This is a genomic window from Altererythrobacter ishigakiensis, from assembly GCF_001663155.1.
In the GTDB taxonomy this organism is placed as follows: Bacteria; Pseudomonadota; Alphaproteobacteria; order Sphingomonadales; family Sphingomonadaceae; genus Erythrobacter; species Erythrobacter ishigakiensis.
The window spans coordinates 581,108-599,418 of record NZ_CP015963.1 but is presented as its reverse complement, the minus strand read 5'-3'; the positions used below and the strand labels follow the sequence as shown (position 1 = coordinate 599,418).

Here is an 18,311-nt window from a genome sequence, read left to right as displayed (position 1 = left end):
CTAACTTGCAGCGATCCGCTCAAGATAACCGGTCACGCGCATCTGTCGTGCCGTCCACGCAAAGATGGCCAGCGCAACCATACCTGCCCCAAGACTTACAAAAAGCACCGCATCGCCCAGCGCAGCATTGCCCCGCGTCGGCTCAAGCGTATCGCTCAGCCATCCGATTACGCCCAGCCCGAATGCCTGCCCGATCAGATTGTTGAAGAACAGCGCAACGGCGACCGCGAAACCGCGTTGCGATGGCTCAACAGCCGACTGAATGCCCGACATGATCGGAGCCTGACTGGCGACATAGATCCCGTATGCCAGTGCAAAGATACCCAAAAACAGCGCAAAACTGCCGCTTTCGAAGGCAACCCATAGCGGGAGGACTGCGCCCAGGCTGACAATACCCGGAAGCCAGGCACGCCATCGTTCATCATGCTTCACGAGCCAGTCTGTTATGAAACCGCCCAAGATCGGCCCTGGAACGCCGCCAATCAGGAAAGCCAGGCCAAGATAAAGTGCAACGTCTCCAACCGACACTTCAAACAGGCGGATCATCGCTGGCGCGAGCCAGAAGGCCATGCCGTATCCGATCATGATCTGCACCGCCCAGCCGAGTGCCAATCCAAGGAATACCTTGTTGGCAAGCAAAGTCCGGATGGTTTCGCCCAATGGCAATTGTTCTACGCGCGCGCCTTTCGGGGCGTAGCGCCCACGCTGCGGCTCGCGCACCGTGAAATAGAGAAAGCCGCCGATGATGAAGCCGGGGATCGCCATCAGGATGAAGGCATTGCGCCAGCCAAACTCCTCGGCCAGCAAGCCCCCCGCCATCAGGCCTGTTACTGTGCCCAGCGTCGATCCCAGCGTCAGGAAACCCATCGCGCGCGCCAGTTCCTTGCGCGGGAAGAAATCCGCCAGCATCGATTGCGACGCGGGGCCCGAGCAACCCTCTCCAACGCCTACGCCCGTGCGCGCAAAAAACAGCGACCAGAAACCGATCGCCATGCCGCAAAGCGCGGTCATCAAGCTCCAGAAACTGATCGCACCTGCAACAATGTTCTTGCGCACAGATCGATCAGCCAGCCGCGCGGCCGGAAACCCGATGATCACATAGGTTGCGGTAAAGGCAACACCGCCCAGCAAGCCCAACTGCGTATCGCTGAAATCAAACTCGGCCTTGATGTCCTCCAGCAGGATTGAGAAGACCAGCCGGTCGGCCACGCTGAACAACAGCGTCAGGATCAGCAGGAACAGAACGTACCAGCGATACTTGCCCGGCTTGTCCGTTTCTGCCTCGGACTTAGCGCCCTCAGTGATGGGGTCGGGCGTCGAGACCATTGTCCACCGGAAGTACGATCCCGTTTATAAAGCGTGAGTCGTCGCTGGCGAGATAGAGAACCGCGTTCGCGACATCTTTTGGCGCGCCCAAGCCATCAACCGGCAGCGGCCCGTCAGGGATCTCCATCAAATCCTCTCCGGCCCGCCCTGAAATGTCGCGCACCATCGGCGTTTCGATGCCACCGGGCGCGATAGCATTGCAGCGAATGCCATATCCTTTGTCCTGACAATCCATCGCGATAGAGCGGGTCATAGCCCGGATCGCGCCTTTCGCAGCGGTATAGGCAGGTATGTTGCCATAACCCATCAGCGCAGCAGTAGACGCCATATTGACGATCGAAGCGCCTGCTCCGCCATTCTTTTCATGACGGTTCTTCATCAAAGGCAGAGCCGTCTTGCAGCCCAGAAATGTCCCTTCGGCGTGGATCGCCATATGCAGGCGGAAATGCTCCAGCGAGCATTCCTCAATACTTTCGAAGATGACATTGCCTGCATTGTTGACGAGGATATCGAGCCCGCCGTGGCGCTGCTCCACCGCATCAATCACATGTTGCCACTGATCAGGATCGGTGACGTCCAGTTCGTAGGCATCGCCATGGATTTCATGCGCCACTTCGTGCGCCAGATCGATCTCACGATCGGTCACGATTACATGCGCGCCCTCTTCAGCAAGGCGCAAACAATCCGCCTTGCCCAGCCCCATCGCGCCTCCGGTTACCAGCGCCACCTTCCCTGCGACTCTGCCTGCCATCCTGCTCTCCCAACACTGTTTTCTGCGCGCCAAACTATCGGCAGCGATTGCGCACACCACTGTCAGAAGCGCTTAGTTTTCGATCAAAGTGTCAGTCGCGCGACCGGTCCCGCACGCTAAGTTGCCACACAGGGAGAGCGCAAATGATCAGCGACGCAGAGGTACAGCGCCTGAAAGCATTGATGGAGTGGGAGGGGCAGCGCAGCGCGCCGCCAGACAGCTTTCCCAGGCTGCCTGATATGCCAGCGGTTCGCTACACCTCGGCAGAGTACTTTGCGCTCGAGCAAGAGCATATCTTCCGGAAAAGCTGGCTCTTCGCAGGTCACATTGACGAGATCCCGGAACCCGGCTGCTACATGCGCTGGCACAATGCGGGTGACCCGATCGTGATCGTGCACGGCATGGATGGCGAAGTCCGCGCGTTCTACAACACATGCCGCCACAGAGGCGCGCCAGTCGTAACCGAAGATCGCGGCAAATCCTCGCGCCTCATGTGCGGCTATCACAACTGGACCTACAAAACAGACGGCACGCTGGTGGGTGTGCCAGAGCGGCAGGATTTTCCGGCCGATTTCGACATGAGTTGCCGCGGATTGATCCCGGTGCGCTGCGAAATGCTTGGCAATGTCATCTTCGTCAATTTCGATGATAATGCGATGCCGCTGACTGAATGGCTTGGCCCGCTCATGAACGAATGGGACGAGTTTGCCTTTGACCGCGTCAAGCTGGCTGCACGGCACAGTTTTGAGCTAAACTGCAATTGGAAAGTGGCCATGGAGGCCAACATGGAAGTTTACCATGTGCCCTTTATCCACCCCACAACCGTAGCTCCGCTGGTCGACAGCAAACGCAACTACAATACGATCTATCCCAACGGGCATGCACGCATGCTGGCCCCGGCGCCCGAACAGACCGACCGGGAGCATGTCCGCGCCATCGACAGCCCGCCCGAATGGCAGCAAATCGAAAGCGTCGGTGAACTGGGGCGCACATGCACGCAGAGCTACACGCTGTTTCCCAATTGGGTTTCGCCGTTGTCGAACTATTTCGTGCCGCCGCTCATATTCTGGCCAAGCGGACTGAACACGACAAGGCTCGAGCTGGTGACCATGGCACTAGATTGGGGAGACGGGCCCGCGCCTGACCTTTGGACCGTCCCCGATGCCACCAAGCCCAATGGCCGCGATATGTCGCCGATCATTCTGGAAGACACGCAGTTTGGCGAAGCGATCCAGAAATCGATGCAAAGCGCGGCATTTCGAAGCGTCCCGCTATCGTATCAGGAAGCACGCATCTATAGTTTCCATCAGTCTTGCGATCGCATGATCGGCGTCGAGAACGTGCAGGAAGAATTGCGCGTCGAACAAGTAATAGATGAAGCGTGGGTCTGGCCCAATGACCCGCGCCGCGCACAGATGGAAAAAGAACGAGCCACCACAACACAGGCAGCCGAATAACGCTACGGAATGGCGTGTGACGCAAAGGTCGCACTAGTAATTTCTGCCTATTCCTTTTGCCAAGTGTCTCCGCAGAGGGTGCACCATAGACTTTAGCTTGAATAATGAAGGCGAAATGCCTCGGTTCAGGGACAGATGGCAGCGGCAAGACAGCCGGGCCACTTTGGGAGAGAGCGATAATGACCAAGCTTATGACTCGGAGTCCGTCTGCAATGCGCGTTGCGCTATTGAGTGGGGCGGCACTATTCGCGTTCGCGGGAATGCCCGCGGTGGCGCATGCGCAAGATGCCGATCCTGCGGCTGAAGAAGATGAGTTCGAAGGCGATGTGATTATCGTGCAAGCCCGGCGGCAGGCAGAAACCCTGCAAGAGGTTCCTGTTACCGTCACCGCAATCAGCGGAGAGGTGCTGGAGAAGTACGGTGTTGATCAGGTGGCAGACGTTGTTGGCCGGGTTCCAACATTAAACGTTCAGGTCGGCGGTTCCGGCTCGGGCGGTCAGCTAAGTTTGCGCGGGGTTGGCTCTTCAAACATTTCAGCTGCGTTCGACTCTGCGGTCGCGTTTGATTTTGACGGGGTGCAGGTTTCGACAATGCGGCTTGTGCAAGCCGGCTTCTTCGATACCGCACAGATTGACGTGCTTAAGGGGCCGCAGTCACTCTTCTTCGGTAAATCAGCCTCTGCAGGCGTTTTCTCGATCCGTTCAGCTGACCCAACATCCACATGGGAAATCGGAGCCAAAGCTTCGTACGAATTCGAAGAAAAGGGCTATGTGATCGGTGGCTATATCTCTGGTCCGCTGAGCGACAGCCTGGGTATTCGTTTGGCCGCTCAATACAATGACATTGACGAATATGTTGAGTTGCAGCCGGGCACACCAGCGGTCAATCAGTTCCGCGGACAGGCCAATTTCGTTGGCCGCGCGACTATCGATTGGGAGCCGACACCGGGCTTCAATGCGAACCTGAAGGTTCAATATGTCAAGAACGAAGGCGACGGTGCGATCCAGCATTCGGACATCAATTGCGGCCCCAACGGCGTTGCGGACTCGGTTTTCCTGTTGGGCGGCGGATTGGTCATTCCAGCGGGCAACGATTGTAACGACCGGGATAGCAAATACTACCTGCCTGACACCGCTCCGCCACTTGCGGTTTCAGTTCCGACTGCGACTGGTCCTACGCTTGCCGAGGGCTTCAACGGCGTTCCCTTCAGCGACACCGAACTGTGGTTTGGCCGCCTGAAAATGGACATGGAGCTCACCGAATCTCTGAGCGTGATCTCAACAACTGGTTTCGTCGATCTGGATGCGACTGACCTCGACAACTATTCCTATGTCGGTTTGCTCGGCCCTGGTGTACCAGGTGGCGTCGGGACCAGCGACCCACGCAATACGCTGAAGCAATATACTCAGGAAATTCGTGTGCAGTCTGACTTTGGCGGACCTGTCAATTTCATGATTGGTGGTTTCTACGAATGGCGCAAATTCCTGTTCGATACATCCCAGCAGGCGGTGAACATTTCTTTTGTTGCTCCAGACCCGATCACAGGTTTCACGTTTGACTGGGACAAAGCACAGGAAACCAAGACCGATGCCGCGTCTCTCTTTGCAAGTGCGATTATAGATTTGAGCGACGATCTGGAGCTATCGGGTGGTGTGCGCTGGACCGATGAAACCAAGACATCGCGCATATCGGTGCCGTACGTGCATGCGTTCCTGTCTGCAGGCCCGGCGTTTATCGACAGCGGCTTCTTCTCAGGCCCAATCGAGTTCAGCGACAGCAATTGGTCGCCTGAACTTACGTTGAAATATCGAGCATCGGATGATGTGAACGTATTTGCATCGTTCAAGACCGGCTTCAAATCAGGCGGTATCGATAACTCGGCCTTGCCTTCAGCGTCACTGCTTGGCTTTGACGATCCCGATCCGGCAATTCGTCAAGCAACAGCCGATGCACTGATCTATCAGTCGGAAACAGCTAAGGGCGGCGAGATTGGCATCAAGTCGCAATTCAATGACCGCTCTGTCACCTTGAACGCAACCGCATATTACTATGTATTTGACGATCTCCAGGTACAGAACTTCGATGCTGTTGCGATCCAGTTCCAAACGCTCAATGCAGGTGAAGTGACATCGAAAGGTGTCGATCTGGAGTTCCGTTGGGATACCCCGGTTGAAGGCCTCGCGATTTCATCCAACCTGTCGTATCTTGATGCGGCATTCTCTGACACCTTCGTGGCAGGCCTTGGGCAAGACCTTGACGGACGCGAGGTGGCACGTGCACCTGATTTCTCAGGCAATATCGCGGCGGACTGGTCGATCCCTGTCGGCGATTCGCTTGAGCTTAATCTGTCAGGCAACGCGATCTATTCGGGCAGCTACTTCACCAATGAAGATACTCTGACTGACCTTCGCCAGGACAGCTACGTGACATTCGATGCGCAGATTTCCATCGGCGACGCGGATGGCAAGTGGAAGCTTTCGCTGATCGGTACAAACCTAGCCGACGAGATTTGGGTCAACACCTCTGGTGGACGACCATTCCTTGAGCCAGGCGTAGGCGATGATCTGGTTGTCACGCAGAACCGCGGCCGACAGATTTTTGTGGAGGGCAGCGTCCGCTTCTAAAGGCAAGCTGAATATCGAATGGGGCGGGCCGTCAGGTCCGCCCTTTTCTTTTGTCGGCATGAACGGTCGAGCCCTATCCAAAAACGCGAATTGCGCGAGGGGCGGCACCGCTACACAATGACCAATAATCAGTGATGCAACCGGAGGGAAAGCCTAGTGTCACGCGAACAATTGATCGAAATGACCCGCAATCTGATCGCGCATGGTGCGGCGGATACGATGGAATATGCCGACGATGTTGTGCGTGTACCTGCCTCGGCCTATACCGACGAAGCCCTGTTCGAGCGCGAGAAGCAGCAGATCTTCCGGCGTCTACCTCTAATGGTTGCGCCGAGCTGTGAGATCCCGAATGTGGGTGACTACAAAGCAATGGACATTTGCGGTGTGCCGCTGTTGCTGACGCGCAAGAAAGACGGCAGCGTCGGTGCATTCCTAAATATGTGCAAGCACCGCGGCAACCCGCTGGCCGAAGGGACAGGCAATGCCACACGCCTGATGTGCGGCTATCACGGTTGGACTTACAAGAATGACGGCGATCTGGTGGGCGTAGCCAGCCCGCAGGATTTCGGCGCGATCGACAAGGCGGAATTCTGCCTCACCCGCTTTCCCGTTTACGAAAGCGCCGGTTTGATCTGGGCAACACTCGATCCCGATTCCAAGCTCGATATTGCCGATTATCTGTGCGGCTATGATGATCTGCTGAAGGCGTTTGAATTCGATGGCTGGACCTTGTTCGCGCAGCGCACCTTGCCGGGGCCGAACTGGAAGACGGCCTATGACGGCTACCTCGATTTCTACCACTTGCCTGTGCTGCACAAAGACACGTTCGGCGCAGATTTCTATAACCGCGCGAACTACTTTGCGTTCGGCCCGCACCAGCGGCTGTCGACCCCATCGAAATTCGCGATCAAGGTGTCGGGTGACGATGACCAGCAACTGGATCTGGAACATCTCTCAGATGACGAGATCCCGCAGGAAGTACTGGTCCAGGGGGTTTGGACGATCTTTCCACACATCTCGATCGCCAGCTTCTACGGCGGCGGACAGCGCGGCGCGATGATCAGCCAGCTGTTCCCCGGCAATGGCGTGGGCGAAAGCTACACCACGCAGTTCTACGTGATGGAGAACAAGCCAGAGACGGATGCCGATGTAAAGTCAGCGCACGAACAGTTCGATTTTCTTGAGATCGTTGTGCGCGACGAAGACTACAAGACGGGCAAGCGTCAGCATGAGGCTCTGCAATCAGGGCTGCTGAAGGAAGTGCTATTCGGGAAGAACGAGCGCGGCGGGCAAGTCTTCCACCAATGGGTGGAGAAGCTCACCAATGCGAGCGATGAGGAATTGCTAGACATCTTCGCTGCCGAACAACGCGAAGCGGCGGAGTAAGCCTCTGCGCGCCGCTTACTGCGCGATATAACCGCCATCGACGACGAATTCTGCGCCGGTGATGTAGCTGGCTTCGTCAGAGGCCAAGAACAGCACGCAATTGGCAATGTCTTCCGGCTCGCCCAAGCGCCCAATCGGAATTGTCGCTTCTATTGCTTCGTAATTCTCCGCGTTATCCTCAAGGCCAGCCGCCGCCATATTGGTCCGGATGATGCCAGGGTGCACCGAATTCACGCGAATGCCCTCCGCCGCTGTTTCCAGGGCGACAGATTTGGCCATCAATTTCACCGCGCCTTTGGTTGCAGCGTAGGAAGCGCTACCCCTGAAACCAACTTTTCCGGCGACGGATGAGATGTTGATGATCGAGCCGCCGTTGGCCGCAGAGCGCATGGCTTTCACCGCTGCCTGCGTACCCATGAAGACGCCCTCGACATTCACTGCGAGTTGACGCTTTAATCCGGCGACAGCGCCTTCTGAATCAATCTCGCCAATGTCGAGGATTCCGGCGTTGTTGACCAGAATATCGATCCGACCAAAGTCTGTCAGGATCTGATCGACAACCCGATCCCAATCGGCTTGTGAGGAGACATCATGTACCATACCAGTGGCTGAAAGATTTGCTTCTCTGATCAGCGCCGCGCTTTCTTCAACCCCTTGCGCATCGACGTCAGTCAGAATGACCTCGGCACCCTCTTCGGCGAGCCGCTTTGCAATGGCATAGCCGAGGCCGGGGCGCGAAGCCCCACCTGTAACGAGTGCGACCTTGCCTTCAACCCGCCGCGTGCTCACTCTCGATTACCCAAACGCAGGACGGAAATTGGACTCGCCCCAATCTTGCTTTGGTGCCCATTCAGCCATGTCTTCCAGCTTGCCCTCAAGCTCCGGGAAGCGCTCATAGACATGGTCCATATCGACCGCAAAAGGCTTGGTCGGCGCAGTATTGTTGTATTCATAGAACGCGGCGATACCGGCCGCGAACTCGGTGCGCATTTCTTCCGGCATGCTGTCACCCGCCGCGCGCACCAGATAATCGCCGAATTCCTGCGGGGTGCACGGATCATAAGTGATCGGCTTGCCCAGAGTGTCGGTAAGCACTTCTGCGACCTCGGGCCCGCGCATCCGCTTTGGCCCGCCGATATTCAGCCAGGCCCCTTCCATGTCAGGTCGCTCAAGGCTGGCGAGCATGAACTTCGCCACATCATCCAGGCTGATCCAGTTCGCCTCCAGATGCGGGGCATGTGGATACACATAGCGTCCTTCGTTGACGATAAATGGCCGCGCCCAATTGGTCAGCAGATTGTCCATGAACAGGACGGAGCCAAACACAGTGCCCGGCGCACCGGAACGCCACAGCGCATTGATGCCCTTTGTGTTCTCACCATATGTGAACGGGTCACCCGGCTTGTCCGGAATCCAGCTGGAGGTGTTCCAGACAACGCGCTTCACGTCGAGCTCTGCAGCAACCTTGCCCAGATCACCGATCAGAACGGCACGGTCTGCACGTGCTTGGAGCGGGTGCGTGTAAAAGATGTAGTCTGACCCTTCGAGCGCAGGCTTGAACGACGTCGTGTCGTATAAGTCCATCGGACGGACCTCGACACTTTCGATCCCTTCAATCTTGGCGCCTGCAAAGGGTTCTGGCTGCCGCGAAATTGCGCGAACATCATAGCCGGCGGCCAGTGCCTGTTTGACTTGCGCCATTCCCTGCCGGCCCGACGCGCCGATAACCGTGATCAATGCCATTTCTGCTCTCCCAATCTGTTGCAGCCAGACTAGGAATTGCACCGTTCCCACGCACCGCGCCAAAGTGATAGCCCTATCAGGAGTACTAGCAAAAGCACCCGTTGCCGTGGCGTGTCGTCACATCGAAAACGCGATCATGACAAACCGTTTCTGGCGTATCGATGCGCGGCCTCAAGGCACGGATTTCAGCGATGCTTTGCAGCTGGTCGAAGCGCCTGTTCCCAGCCCTGAAGAAGGTGAAATTGTTATTCGCAATGCCATGCTGTCGATGGACGCGGGCACGCGCATGTGGCTGACCGATCGCACGGATGGATATCAGCCGCCGTTGGAAACCGGAACGCCGATGACCGGCCTAGTGATCGGCGAAATCACCGCTTCGCGGCATCCGGATTTCTCTGAAGGGACACTGGTGCGCGCTTTCGGCCAATGGGCTGATTACAGCCTGGTCGATCCCATACTGGCCGGCGCGGTAAAGCTGGATCCGGCCGTGAAGGACAAGCGCGCCTGGTTCGGACCGCTCGGCATGAACGGGTGGACCGCGCTGTGGGGTGTTGAGCAAACCGGCGCAGCCAAGGAAGGCGAAACCGTGCTTGTCTCTGCCGCCGCAGGGGCGACCGGTATTCTGGCGGTGCAGATTGCTGGTCTGCTTGGCTGCAAGGCTTGGGGTATCGCAGGCGGGCAAGATAAGTGCCGTTTCCTGACCGATGTGATCGGGATCGATGGAGCGGTCGACTACAAGGCTGCAGACGTCGACGCGCAGCTTGATCAGATTGGTGGAATCGATGTCTATTTCGACAACGTGGGTGGACCAATGCTCGATTCTGTCCTGACGCGGATGAACCACTATGGCCGCGTGGCGGTGTGCGGATTGGTGTCCGATTATTCCAGGGGCACGCGCACCAGTCCGAAGGAATTTGACCAGGTTCTGATGCGGCGATTGCGCATCGAAGGCTTCTTCTCACCTGACTTCATGGATCAAGGAGAGCGGTTGACTGCACAACTCAAAGAATGGGTCGACAGCAAGGCACTGGCCATGCCCTATGATACGACGACGGGGCTGGAAAACACTCTTTCCGCGTACTCCAAGCTGTTTACCGGCGGTAATATCGGGAAAGTCATTGTGGAGTTGGAGCAATGAGCATGCGCCTGGAAGACCGTGAAGCGATCCGCGACGTGATCGCTGCCTATGCCCATGCGATTGATCGGCGCCGGTGGGACATGATGCCGCAATTGTTCCATTCGGATGCGACATTTGGCTTCGGTCCGGTGCAAGGCAATTGGGAGGAATTTGTCGGTCAAGCACAGGCAATCATCAATCCATGCCTCGCCACTCAGCATCAGCTGGGCCAAACTCAGTTCGGATTTGAGAACGATAGCTGCCACACGGAAACCTATTTCACTGCGATGCACACGATCCCGGCCGGCTATCCCGTGCCGGACGTGTTTCCTGACAAGGGGAAAATCTATTCAGCGGTGATTGCCGGCCGTTATGTTGACCGGTTTGAAAATCGCGATGGCGCATGGCGTATTGCTGAGCGCACCGGCCTTTATGACTGGCGCGAGTTCCGCGAAGTCGAAGGCGTGGATTTGTCAGAGCTACCTGAAGGCATGGCCGGATTCCACGATGATCGCGACCCGTCAACGCCGACGGTCAGTCGTTGGCGCGGCTAGCTAACGATCTTTGTAAACTGGCGCTCGCTTCTCCGCGAAGGCGCGCTTGGCCTCTCCAAAATCTTCGGTCTGCGCAAGCAACACTTGCTGGCGGTCTTCGATTGCCAGTGCTGCCTCGAAGCTGGGCGCATCGATATTGCGATTAAGCGCGTCCTTGGTCAGCCGCAGACCCATCGGCGATGTCGCCAGCATCTCTTCCGCCAGCTTCAGGCCCTGTTCCAGCAACGCATCTTCCGCAACAACTTCGCTCACCAGACCGCATTGCAATGCCTTGTCCGCATGCATGAATTTGCCGGTCAGGATGTACTCCGCCGCAACGGACGCGCCGACCAGCCGGGGAAGAAAATAGCTTGAGCCCATGTCGCAGCCACCAAGCCCGATCTTGATGTAAGCCGCATTCATCTTCAGGCTGGACGCAGCGATGCGGACGTCGCTTGAAAGCAAAAGCGAAAAGCCACCACCACAGGCCGCGCCTTGACCCAAGGCGATGATCGGCTGCGGGCATTGCCGCATCAATTGCATAACCGTTGCAATTGCGCGCTGGGTCTTCCACCCGGCCTGAATCCCGCCCTCGCCCGGATCAGAGGGCCAGGAGCCGGGCGTCAGATCGAGCCCGGCGCAGAATGCGCGCCCTGCCCCGCGAAGCACGATGACGCGTATATCGAGCCTCTCTTGCAGCCCACGAAAATAGGCGTCCAATGCTGCGATCAACGACGCACTCATGGTGTTGAGTTTCTCAGGGCGGTCGAGTGTCACGATCTCTATCGCTCCGCGTGTTTCGATCAGCAATTCCTTGCTCATTTCGGTTCTCCCTTGCGCTTCACCGCAAACACGCCGCTCATTGTTGCGATGGGAGCACCATCACGCGTTATATGCCCGCTGGTATAGGCTACACGCCCACCCATTCGGTCTATGCTGACTTCGCACTCCAGCCAGTCGCCCAGCTTCGCTCCGGCAAGAAAATTCGTCGTTAGCGAGATTGTCGCCACACCGGGATGAGGCTGCTCGCTATCGAAGACGGCATGGCTAAGCGCCACGTCAGCAAGTGTGGTCAGCACACCGCCATGCGCCGCATCCTGATAGTTGATGTGATGTGGCATGATCCGCAGGCCGACTGTTCTTGGGCCTTCCGTAGGGGCGCGCAGAAAATAGGGCCCGCCATGGTCCAGAAAGCCGGGCGAGAAATTGGCAGGCTCAAAGCCCTCGGGCGGGTTCGCATCGCTCATGCAAGTGACCCTAGCGCATGCGCGTACGAGTGCCGCTATGAATTGTGCCAATGGTCCGCGCGTGCGCTCCGACTAGACCGGTCTATGGAGAGCGAAGGGGAAGATCATGTCGAGCGTCGACAACCCGCAAGTGATTGGTGACATTATCCGGCATCACGGCCGCGAGCACGAGCAAGACATTGCGTTCGAATTCGCTGGCGATGAGATGACTTTCGGCCGACTGGACCGCCGCAGCAATCGCTGTGCCAATGCGCTGGCTTCGCTGGGTGTTGGTAAGGGTGACCGCGTCGCTTACCTTGGCAAGAACTCGCATATCTATTTCGAGATACTGGCAGGTGCGGCGAAGCTGGGCGCGGTGATGACTCCGGTCAATTGGCGGTTGGCCCGCCCCGAAGTGACCTATGTGGTCAACGATTGTCAGGCCAAAGTTCTGTTTGTCGGGCCTGGGTTTGCGGATTTCGTCCGCGATATCGAAGCTCAGCTGGAACATGTCACTCGCATATACGGCTCCGAGGGTCCGGAAGGTGCATTCCCCGGATATCCCGAATGGCGCGGGACATTTCCCGCCACTGATCCGATGGTCGAATGCACCGTCGAAGATGACGCGATCCAGCTCTACACATCAGGCACAACTGGCCATCCCAAGGGCGCGATTCTGACGCATGGCTCGATCTTTTCCTCGCGCATGAACGATGTCGATGAGAGCGAAAAGATGGACTGGCAAAAGACCGTCCCTGGCGAAATCACGCTCCTTGCCATGCCATGTTTCCACATCAGTGGGACCGGCACGGGCCTAGGCACGATGTTCAATGGCTCCAAAGCGATTGTGCTGCCCGAATATGACCCGACGCAAGCGCTCGACCTGATCGAGAACTACAACATCTCCAAGATGTTCATGGTGCCCGCCGCGATCCAAATCCTGCTCAACCATCCGCGTATCGGCGAGGTCGATTTCTCCAATCTCAAATACATCACCTATGGCGCCTCGCCCATTCCGCTTGAGCTGATGAAGCAGGCGATGGATGTAATGGGGTGCGGCTTTGTTCAGATGTACGGCATGACTGAGACGTCAGGCACCATCGTGACGCTCAATCCAGAGGACCATGTCCCTGAAGGCAGCCCGCGCATGCGCAGCGTGGGAACACCGCTGCAAGATGTTGAAATCAAGATTATCGACAATGATGGGGCAGAGGTGCCGGCCGGAACCATCGGCGAGATTGCCACACGCAGCCCGAAGAACATGAAAGGTTACTGGAACAGGCCGGAAGCGACCGCAGAAACCATTGATGCCGATGGCTGGCTGCGCACTGGCGATGCCGGATATTTGGATGAAGACGGCTATCTCTACATTCAGGACCGGGTGAAAGACATGATCATTTCCGGCGGCGAGAATGTCTATCCCGCCGAAGTCGAAAACGCGGTCTATGCGCATCCCAAGGTTGCCGACGTGGCAGTGATCGGCGTGCCCGATGAAAAGTGGGGTGAAGCAGTGAAGGCCTGCGTCGTGGTGAAGGGTGGCGAGGAGCTATCCGAAGCCGAAGTGATCGCCCACGCACGCGAGCATATCGCGGGCTACAAATGCCCCAAGTCGGTCGACTTCATTCCCGAATTGCCGCGCAATCCAAGCGGCAAGATCCTGCGCAAGGACCTGCGCGCACCCTATTGGGAAGGTAAGGATCGTGCCGTCAACTAAGCGGTTGGGCGGCCTGCCGATCCGGCAAATCGCCTGGTTCGTGCCTGACATTGAGAGCGCGGCGCGCGCGCATAATGCAAATTTTGGCTCTGGCCCGTTCTTCACCTTTCATCATGTGCCGCTCAACTGGAGCGAGCACCGAGGCAAACGCGTGAGCCATGACCATTCCAGCGCATATGGCCAATGGGGCGATGTGATGGTGGAATTCGTCACTCAGCATGGCGACAACCCCAGCGCGTTTCATGACATGTTTCCAGCGGGCGGCGGTGCGCAAGGATTGCACCATATGGCCTTGTGGGTCGACGATCTGGACACAGCGATTGCAGACTTCGGCGCAAGTGGAATGCCGCTCGCGCAGCTGTCCGAGGTCACCAGCGGCACACGCTATGCCTTTGTCGATGCAACCGCTTCGCTGGGGCATATGCTTGAGCTTTACGAGCCAAGCGATCAGCTGACCGGATTTTACGAGATGGTGCGCGATGCCGCCAAAGATTGGGACGGCAGCGATCCGATCCGCACATTGAACTGAGGAGAAATGCAATGCCCGGCGAAGCTCAACGCGTGATTGAGGAATTCTGGCGCATCCAGGACGAAGGGGATTACACCAAGCTTGCGCCGCTCTTTGCAGAAGATGCTTTGCTCGAAGACCCCGTCTGGGGCACGCACAAAGGCCGCGACGCCATCCTTGGTTTCATGACCACAATGGTGAAGGAAATGGAGGAGCGCCAAATCAACTTCACAGTCGATGAGATTTACGGCGATGATCATGCTGTCTGGGCACGCTGGACCATGCATTCGCCGGAGGGTTCGCGCGGCGGCGTAGGGATTTACAAAGTCGCAAACGGGCAGCTGACCTACTATCGCGATTACATGGACCCGCCGGCTGAGGAGTGATTACATTTCGCGATAGAGCGGATGATTGCTCTTATCGATTTGAGCCGTCGGCAGCGGAAAGTCGGGGTTTGACGTAAACACTGGCTGGTTCACCAGATCACTTTGCCAATCGACAATGTAGAGGCGCTTGGAAACGCGCCACTCGGGCCCTGATCCTGCCTCCCGTTTCTCCCACTCGTCGAGATAGCGCCCGCCATAAAGATTGCCTGCCAGCGTTCCGTCATCCTGACGGCTTGCACCGGCAAAAACGCCGTAACACTCGCTGCTGGCACTGGCGGATGAGTGGAAGTCGATCAGCGGCTGCGACAGCATGTGCCAGCGCCGATCAGAGCCGCGTTCGATTTCCATGACGATGGGCAAGAATTCTTCGGCTGAACCCTTGAAGAAGCCATAGTCGATCTCGGCATCGGGCCAGTAGCAGCTCGCTTGTCCGTCATCATCAAGCCAGTCGAGCGTGCGGGAATATCGCTGGATCACGTCACAAATCGCCTGTTTGTCGATCAACTGCTGAAGCGCCGGATCCATTGCTCTCTCCTCAATTCCGCGAGTTGTGGCGAACGCACTATCCGCGCAGCTTGGCTGAAATCCCATTCGCATTTTCGGGAGGCCGCATTGGGAAGCGAACCACAAGTCAATCTGTTCGATCTGGAGACACAGAAGTGCCCCTATCCAGCTTATAAGGAGCTGCGAGACGAAGCCCCGGTCTACAATATTCCCGGCACGGAAATGTGGGTCGTGACACGATATGACACTGTGCGCGAAGTGTTGATGGACCCGCAGCGTTTTCCAAGCTCTGCGCCGCAAGGCCGCTTTCGCGCGTCAGCAGCAGACATGGAACGCGGCGAAATGGTCGCCAAGCGGTTTGAGGAAAAGGGCTGGGTTCCGGCCGCGACGCTCAACGGTCGCGATGACCCCAACCACAAGCAGATGCGCGCGATGTTCAACGAAGCGTTCAAGCCCAGCCGCATCAAGCAGATCGATGGCGAAGTCGAGACGCTCGCTTATGAGTTGATCGACGGATTTCTGGATGACGGCAAATGCGAGTGGGTCAGCCAGTTCTGTGTGCCGTTGCCACTCTACATCATCGGCGAGCAGATGGGCGCGAAGAAGGAAGACATCTGGCGGATCAAGAGCTGGACCGAGGCTTTCTTCCATCGCATCTCCTTCATGCTGCCAGAAGATCGCCACATGGAGATGGTCGACAGGGAAATCGAAGCGCAGCACTATTTCCAGCCGATCTTCGAGCGGCTGCGTGAGAAGCCCGATGACAGCCTGATCAGCGTACTCGTGAACACAGTGATCGAGGATTGGGGCCGGACGCTAACCGATAACGAACTGCATGCGGAAATGATGGCGGATACGTTCGTGGGCGGCAGCGAAACCACTACGAATGCGCTGGCGGCGGGCATGAAACTGCTGATCGAAAACAAGGATGTCTGGCGTCAGTTGAAATCTGATCCCGACAAATACATGCGCACATTCGTTGAGGAAGTGGTGCGGCTGGAAAGCCCGGTGCAAAGCCTGATGCGCTTTGTCGCCGATGACACCGAGCTGGAAGGCGTGGCCATAACCGGCGGCGCGATGATCAATGTACGCTACGCCGCCGCCAATCGTGATGAGCGCCAGTTCGAATGCCCTGAGAAGCTCGATCTGGAGCGCCCGAAGGCGGGCAGCCACATGGGTTTCGGATCAGGTACGCATCATTGCCTTGGCGCGCCATTGGCTCGGCGCGAGCTGATCTGGGGCTTCACGGCGGTCGTCGACCGGTTTGAAGACATGTGGTTTGCGGAAGGCAAGAATGACTTCAGCTATCACCCACACTTCTTGCTGCGGTCCTTGAAAGAACTGCATATCGAGTTCGAGCCGAATAAAGCCTAAACGTTCGGCTTCAAGTGTTAGCCTGGGCCGCGCTTCGCCCCGCAATATAGCCAAAGGTCAGCGCTGGACCCAGTGTACCGCCCGCGCCAGCATATATTCCGCCGGTTGGGCACGCGATGGCATTGCCCGCGCCATAAAGCCCTGCAATCGGCGCGCCATCATGGCCAAGCATACGCGCTGCACCATCGGTGCGCGGCCCGCCATTGGTGCCGAGCAAGCCCATGCGAATTTCCACCGCATAGAAAGGCGCGCGGGCAATCGGGCCTAGCGTCACCGCGGTCCCATCACGACTGCGGTCGCCATAGAAGTGGTCATAGGCCGACGTGCCACGCTGGAAATCCGGATCATTGCCAGCGTGCGCGAAGCCGTTGAAGCGTTCTATAGTCGCCTCCAATGCTTCGGGTTCAAGACCGAGCTGCGAGGCCAGCTCTTCCAGTGTGTCTGCACGCATAACCCACTCGGGCACCGGCTGCCCCGGCAATCGAGGTCCGATGGGATAGCGCTCAACATAGTCCTCATCAAAGATCAGCCATGCAGGCAGGTTCGGGTAATCATAAGTCTGCGGGTCGAACGCGTGGAACGCGCCGGCAAGTGCGGAATAGTTCGCCGCTTCATTGCAGAAACGCTCACCCTTGCGATTGACCATGATCGAATGCGGCACCGTCCGTTCAATCAGCACAGGCTGCGCGCGCTGCTCACCACCCGGCCAAGGCATATCGGGCGTGACCAAAGTTGGTGCCCACCACGCCTGCGTCATATTGCCGAGCTTTGCACCATTTGCCATCGCCAAGCTCAAACCATCGCCGCGTGCGGTCGGCGGGCTGGCCGGTGCATCCATCGGTCCACGTAGGAAGGCCTGACGTTTGTCCTCATCCCACTCAAATCCGCCGGTGGCGATGATGACACCCTGATTGGCGTGTAGCTCAAACTCGTTACCATCCTTTCTGGCTTTGATCCCCGTGATCCGGCCGCCGCGACGGATCAGCTCGCGCGTTTCGACACCCAGCATCGGCTCGATTCCGCGATCCAAACATGCCTTGAGCAAACGCCCGACCATGGCCTGGCCGAAGCCGCGCTCATTATTCGCCACGCGGCGCTGCATTTCCTCAGGCTCGACGACACCCGTGCCGCCGCCCAAAGGCGTTTCGCGCAGCATCATCGGTTTCATCTCTTCAATCGCAGTGATGCACCCGGCCCATTCGCCCAGCTCGCCCAGAGCAAACAGATCGTGGTCCAGTGCGCGCCCACCTTCAGGCTTCGCGCCCGGGCGATCGAGGTAATAGTCTGGATAGCCATCCAGCAGGGACACACTAAGCGCGCCAATATTTTCCAGAAATTCCAGCGCTTCCGGCCCGCGATCAACGAACGCTTCCAACGTATCGTCGACCAGATCGCCGTGATCGAGCGCCTTGAAGTAAGCGAGCGCCTCTTCGCGGCTGTCGCTCATCCCTGCGGCGCGTTGGCGCGGATTGTCCGCCACCCAGATCACCCCGCCTGAAATCGCCGCTGTCCCGCCGATGCGGTCAAACCGTTCAATCAGTGCGACTTTCGCGCCTGCTTCATGCGCCGCCAGCGCCGCCGCCATTCCGGCCGCTCCGCATCCAAGGATGATCACATCTGTTTTTTCCATGTCCTGACAAGAGGCGCTTGGGCCGCGCGCGG

General features: G+C 57.7%; 17 protein-coding genes. 9 read left to right on the top strand and 8 right to left on the bottom strand.

Annotated features, from left to right (window positions below):
• Together A6F69_RS02935 and A6F69_RS02930 are read right to left on the bottom strand one after the other, a co-directional pair.
• Positions 1–1,326, bottom strand: a complete 1,326-nt coding sequence (locus tag A6F69_RS02935) for a spinster family MFS transporter (protein ID WP_067597137.1) — start codon at positions 1,324–1,326, stop codon at positions 1–3.
• Positions 1,298–2,077, bottom strand: a complete 780-nt coding sequence (locus A6F69_RS02930; RefSeq protein WP_067597134.1) for an SDR family oxidoreductase — start codon at positions 2,075–2,077, stop codon at positions 1,298–1,300. The genes A6F69_RS02935 and A6F69_RS02930 overlap by 29 nt, the downstream gene beginning before the upstream one ends.
• A 143-nt stretch (positions 2,078–2,220) precedes the next feature.
• Here A6F69_RS02930 and A6F69_RS02925 point away from each other — a divergent pair, with 143 nt between their 5' ends.
• The 3 genes from A6F69_RS02925 to A6F69_RS02915 all read left to right on the top strand — a co-directional run bounded on the left by A6F69_RS02925 (position 2,221) and on the right by A6F69_RS02915 (position 7,544).
• The gene (locus A6F69_RS02925; protein ID WP_067597130.1) at positions 2,221–3,534 is read left to right on the top strand and encodes an aromatic ring-hydroxylating oxygenase subunit alpha; all 1,314 of its coding nucleotides are present in this window, start codon (positions 2,221–2,223) and stop codon (positions 3,532–3,534) included.
• 179 nt (positions 3,535–3,713) lie between these two features.
• Positions 3,714–6,158 (top strand): TonB-dependent receptor, encoded by a 2,445-nt coding sequence (locus A6F69_RS02920; protein WP_067597127.1) that lies wholly within the window; start codon positions 3,714–3,716, stop codon positions 6,156–6,158.
• Positions 6,159–6,314: 156 nt separating this feature from the next.
• Entirely contained in the window at positions 6,315–7,544 is a 1,230-nt protein-coding gene (locus tag A6F69_RS02915) for an aromatic ring-hydroxylating oxygenase subunit alpha (protein ID WP_067597124.1), read from the top strand.
• Between the two features lie 15 nt (positions 7,545–7,559).
• Here the strand turns inward: A6F69_RS02915 and A6F69_RS02910 are convergent, their stop codons facing one another.
• Together A6F69_RS02910 and A6F69_RS02905 are read right to left on the bottom strand one after the other, a co-directional pair.
• Complete coding sequence (locus tag A6F69_RS02910) at positions 7,560–8,333, bottom strand: SDR family NAD(P)-dependent oxidoreductase (protein WP_067597122.1); 774 nt, start codon at positions 8,331–8,333, stop codon at positions 7,560–7,562.
• Positions 8,334–8,339: 6 nt separating this feature from the next.
• Entirely contained in the window at positions 8,340–9,287 is a 948-nt protein-coding gene (locus A6F69_RS02905) for an SDR family oxidoreductase (protein WP_067597120.1), read from the bottom strand.
• A 136-nt stretch (positions 9,288–9,423) separates the two neighbouring features.
• On the opposite strand from A6F69_RS02905, the gene A6F69_RS02900 reads away from it, so the two are divergent.
• Positions 9,424–10,425 carry an NADP-dependent oxidoreductase gene (locus A6F69_RS02900; RefSeq protein WP_067597117.1) on the top strand — a complete coding sequence of 334 codons (1,002 nt, stop codon included), beginning with the start codon at positions 9,424–9,426 and terminating at the stop codon, positions 10,423–10,425.
• A complete protein-coding gene (locus tag A6F69_RS02895; RefSeq protein ID WP_083984656.1) occupies positions 10,422–10,958 on the top strand; it encodes a nuclear transport factor 2 family protein in 537 nt (178 codons plus the stop codon). The genes A6F69_RS02900 and A6F69_RS02895 overlap by 4 nt, the downstream gene beginning before the upstream one ends.
• Here A6F69_RS02895 and A6F69_RS02890 read toward each other — a convergent pair whose 3' ends face one another.
• Entirely contained in the window at positions 10,959–11,759 is an 801-nt protein-coding gene (locus tag A6F69_RS02890; protein ID WP_067597111.1) for an enoyl-CoA hydratase/isomerase family protein, read from the bottom strand. It abuts the gene before it with no gap.
• Complete coding sequence (locus A6F69_RS02885; RefSeq protein WP_067597108.1) at positions 11,756–12,184, bottom strand: PaaI family thioesterase; 429 nt, start codon at positions 12,182–12,184, stop codon at positions 11,756–11,758. The genes A6F69_RS02890 and A6F69_RS02885 overlap by 4 nt, the downstream gene beginning before the upstream one ends.
• Before the next feature lie 106 nt (positions 12,185–12,290).
• Between A6F69_RS02885 and A6F69_RS02880 the strand changes: the two genes are divergently transcribed.
• The 3 genes from A6F69_RS02880 to A6F69_RS02870 are packed head-to-tail and all read left to right on the top strand — an operon-like array spanning position 12,291 to position 14,771.
• Entirely contained in the window at positions 12,291–13,877 is a 1,587-nt protein-coding gene (locus A6F69_RS02880; RefSeq protein ID WP_067597106.1) for a fatty acid--CoA ligase, read from the top strand.
• A complete protein-coding gene (locus A6F69_RS02875) occupies positions 13,864–14,406 on the top strand; it encodes a VOC family protein (protein WP_245638272.1) in 543 nt (180 codons plus the stop codon). Before A6F69_RS02880 ends, A6F69_RS02875 begins: the two co-directional genes overlap by 14 nt.
• 11 nt (positions 14,407–14,417) lie before the next feature.
• Positions 14,418–14,771, top strand: coding sequence for a nuclear transport factor 2 family protein (locus A6F69_RS02870; RefSeq protein ID WP_067597104.1), 354 nt, complete (start codon positions 14,418–14,420; stop codon positions 14,769–14,771).
• Here A6F69_RS02870 and A6F69_RS02865 read toward each other — a convergent pair whose 3' ends face one another.
• Positions 14,772–15,296, bottom strand: a complete 525-nt coding sequence (locus tag A6F69_RS02865) for a nuclear transport factor 2 family protein (protein WP_169816538.1) — start codon at positions 15,294–15,296, stop codon at positions 14,772–14,774.
• 87 nt (positions 15,297–15,383) lie between these two features.
• Between A6F69_RS02865 and A6F69_RS02860 the strand changes: the two genes are divergently transcribed.
• Complete coding sequence (locus tag A6F69_RS02860; protein ID WP_067597099.1) at positions 15,384–16,649, top strand: cytochrome P450; 1,266 nt, start codon at positions 15,384–15,386, stop codon at positions 16,647–16,649.
• A gap of 10 nt (positions 16,650–16,659) precedes the next feature.
• Here the strand turns inward: A6F69_RS02860 and A6F69_RS02855 are convergent, their stop codons facing one another.
• Positions 16,660–18,279, bottom strand: coding sequence for an FAD-dependent oxidoreductase (locus A6F69_RS02855; RefSeq protein ID WP_067597096.1), 1,620 nt, complete (start codon positions 18,277–18,279; stop codon positions 16,660–16,662).
• Positions 18,280–18,311 lie beyond the last annotated feature (32 nt).

Excerpts from the sequence above, each read along its gene's own strand:
- A6F69_RS02935 (WP_067597137.1), bottom strand. The coding sequence starts at position 1,326 with ATGGTCTCGACGCCCGACCCCATCACTGAGGGCGCTAAGTCCGAGGCA.
- A6F69_RS02930 (WP_067597134.1), bottom strand. The coding sequence starts at position 2,077 with ATGGCAGGCAGAGTCGCAGGGAAGGTGGCGCTGGTAACCGGAGGCGCG.
- A6F69_RS02925 (WP_067597130.1), top strand. The coding sequence starts at position 2,221 with ATGATCAGCGACGCAGAGGTACAGCGCCTGAAAGCATTGATGGAGTGG.
- A6F69_RS02920 (WP_067597127.1), top strand. The coding sequence starts at position 3,714 with ATGACCAAGCTTATGACTCGGAGTCCGTCTGCAATGCGCGTTGCGCTA.
- A6F69_RS02905 (WP_067597120.1), bottom strand. The coding sequence starts at position 9,287 with ATGGCATTGATCACGGTTATCGGCGCGTCGGGCCGGCAGGGAATGGCG.
- A6F69_RS02900 (WP_067597117.1), top strand. The coding sequence starts at position 9,424 with ATGACAAACCGTTTCTGGCGTATCGATGCGCGGCCTCAAGGCACGGAT.
- A6F69_RS02895 (WP_083984656.1), top strand. The coding sequence starts at position 10,422 with ATGAGCATGCGCCTGGAAGACCGTGAAGCGATCCGCGACGTGATCGCT.
- A6F69_RS02890 (WP_067597111.1), bottom strand. The coding sequence starts at position 11,759 with ATGAGCAAGGAATTGCTGATCGAAACACGCGGAGCGATAGAGATCGTG.
- A6F69_RS02885 (WP_067597108.1), bottom strand. The coding sequence starts at position 12,184 with ATGAGCGATGCGAACCCGCCCGAGGGCTTTGAGCCTGCCAATTTCTCG.
- A6F69_RS02880 (WP_067597106.1), top strand. The coding sequence starts at position 12,291 with ATGTCGAGCGTCGACAACCCGCAAGTGATTGGTGACATTATCCGGCAT.
- A6F69_RS02870 (WP_067597104.1), top strand. The coding sequence starts at position 14,418 with ATGCCCGGCGAAGCTCAACGCGTGATTGAGGAATTCTGGCGCATCCAG.
- A6F69_RS02865 (WP_169816538.1), bottom strand. The coding sequence starts at position 15,296 with ATGGATCCGGCGCTTCAGCAGTTGATCGACAAACAGGCGATTTGTGAC.
- A6F69_RS02855 (WP_067597096.1), bottom strand. The coding sequence starts at position 18,279 with ATGGAAAAAACAGATGTGATCATCCTTGGATGCGGAGCGGCCGGAATG.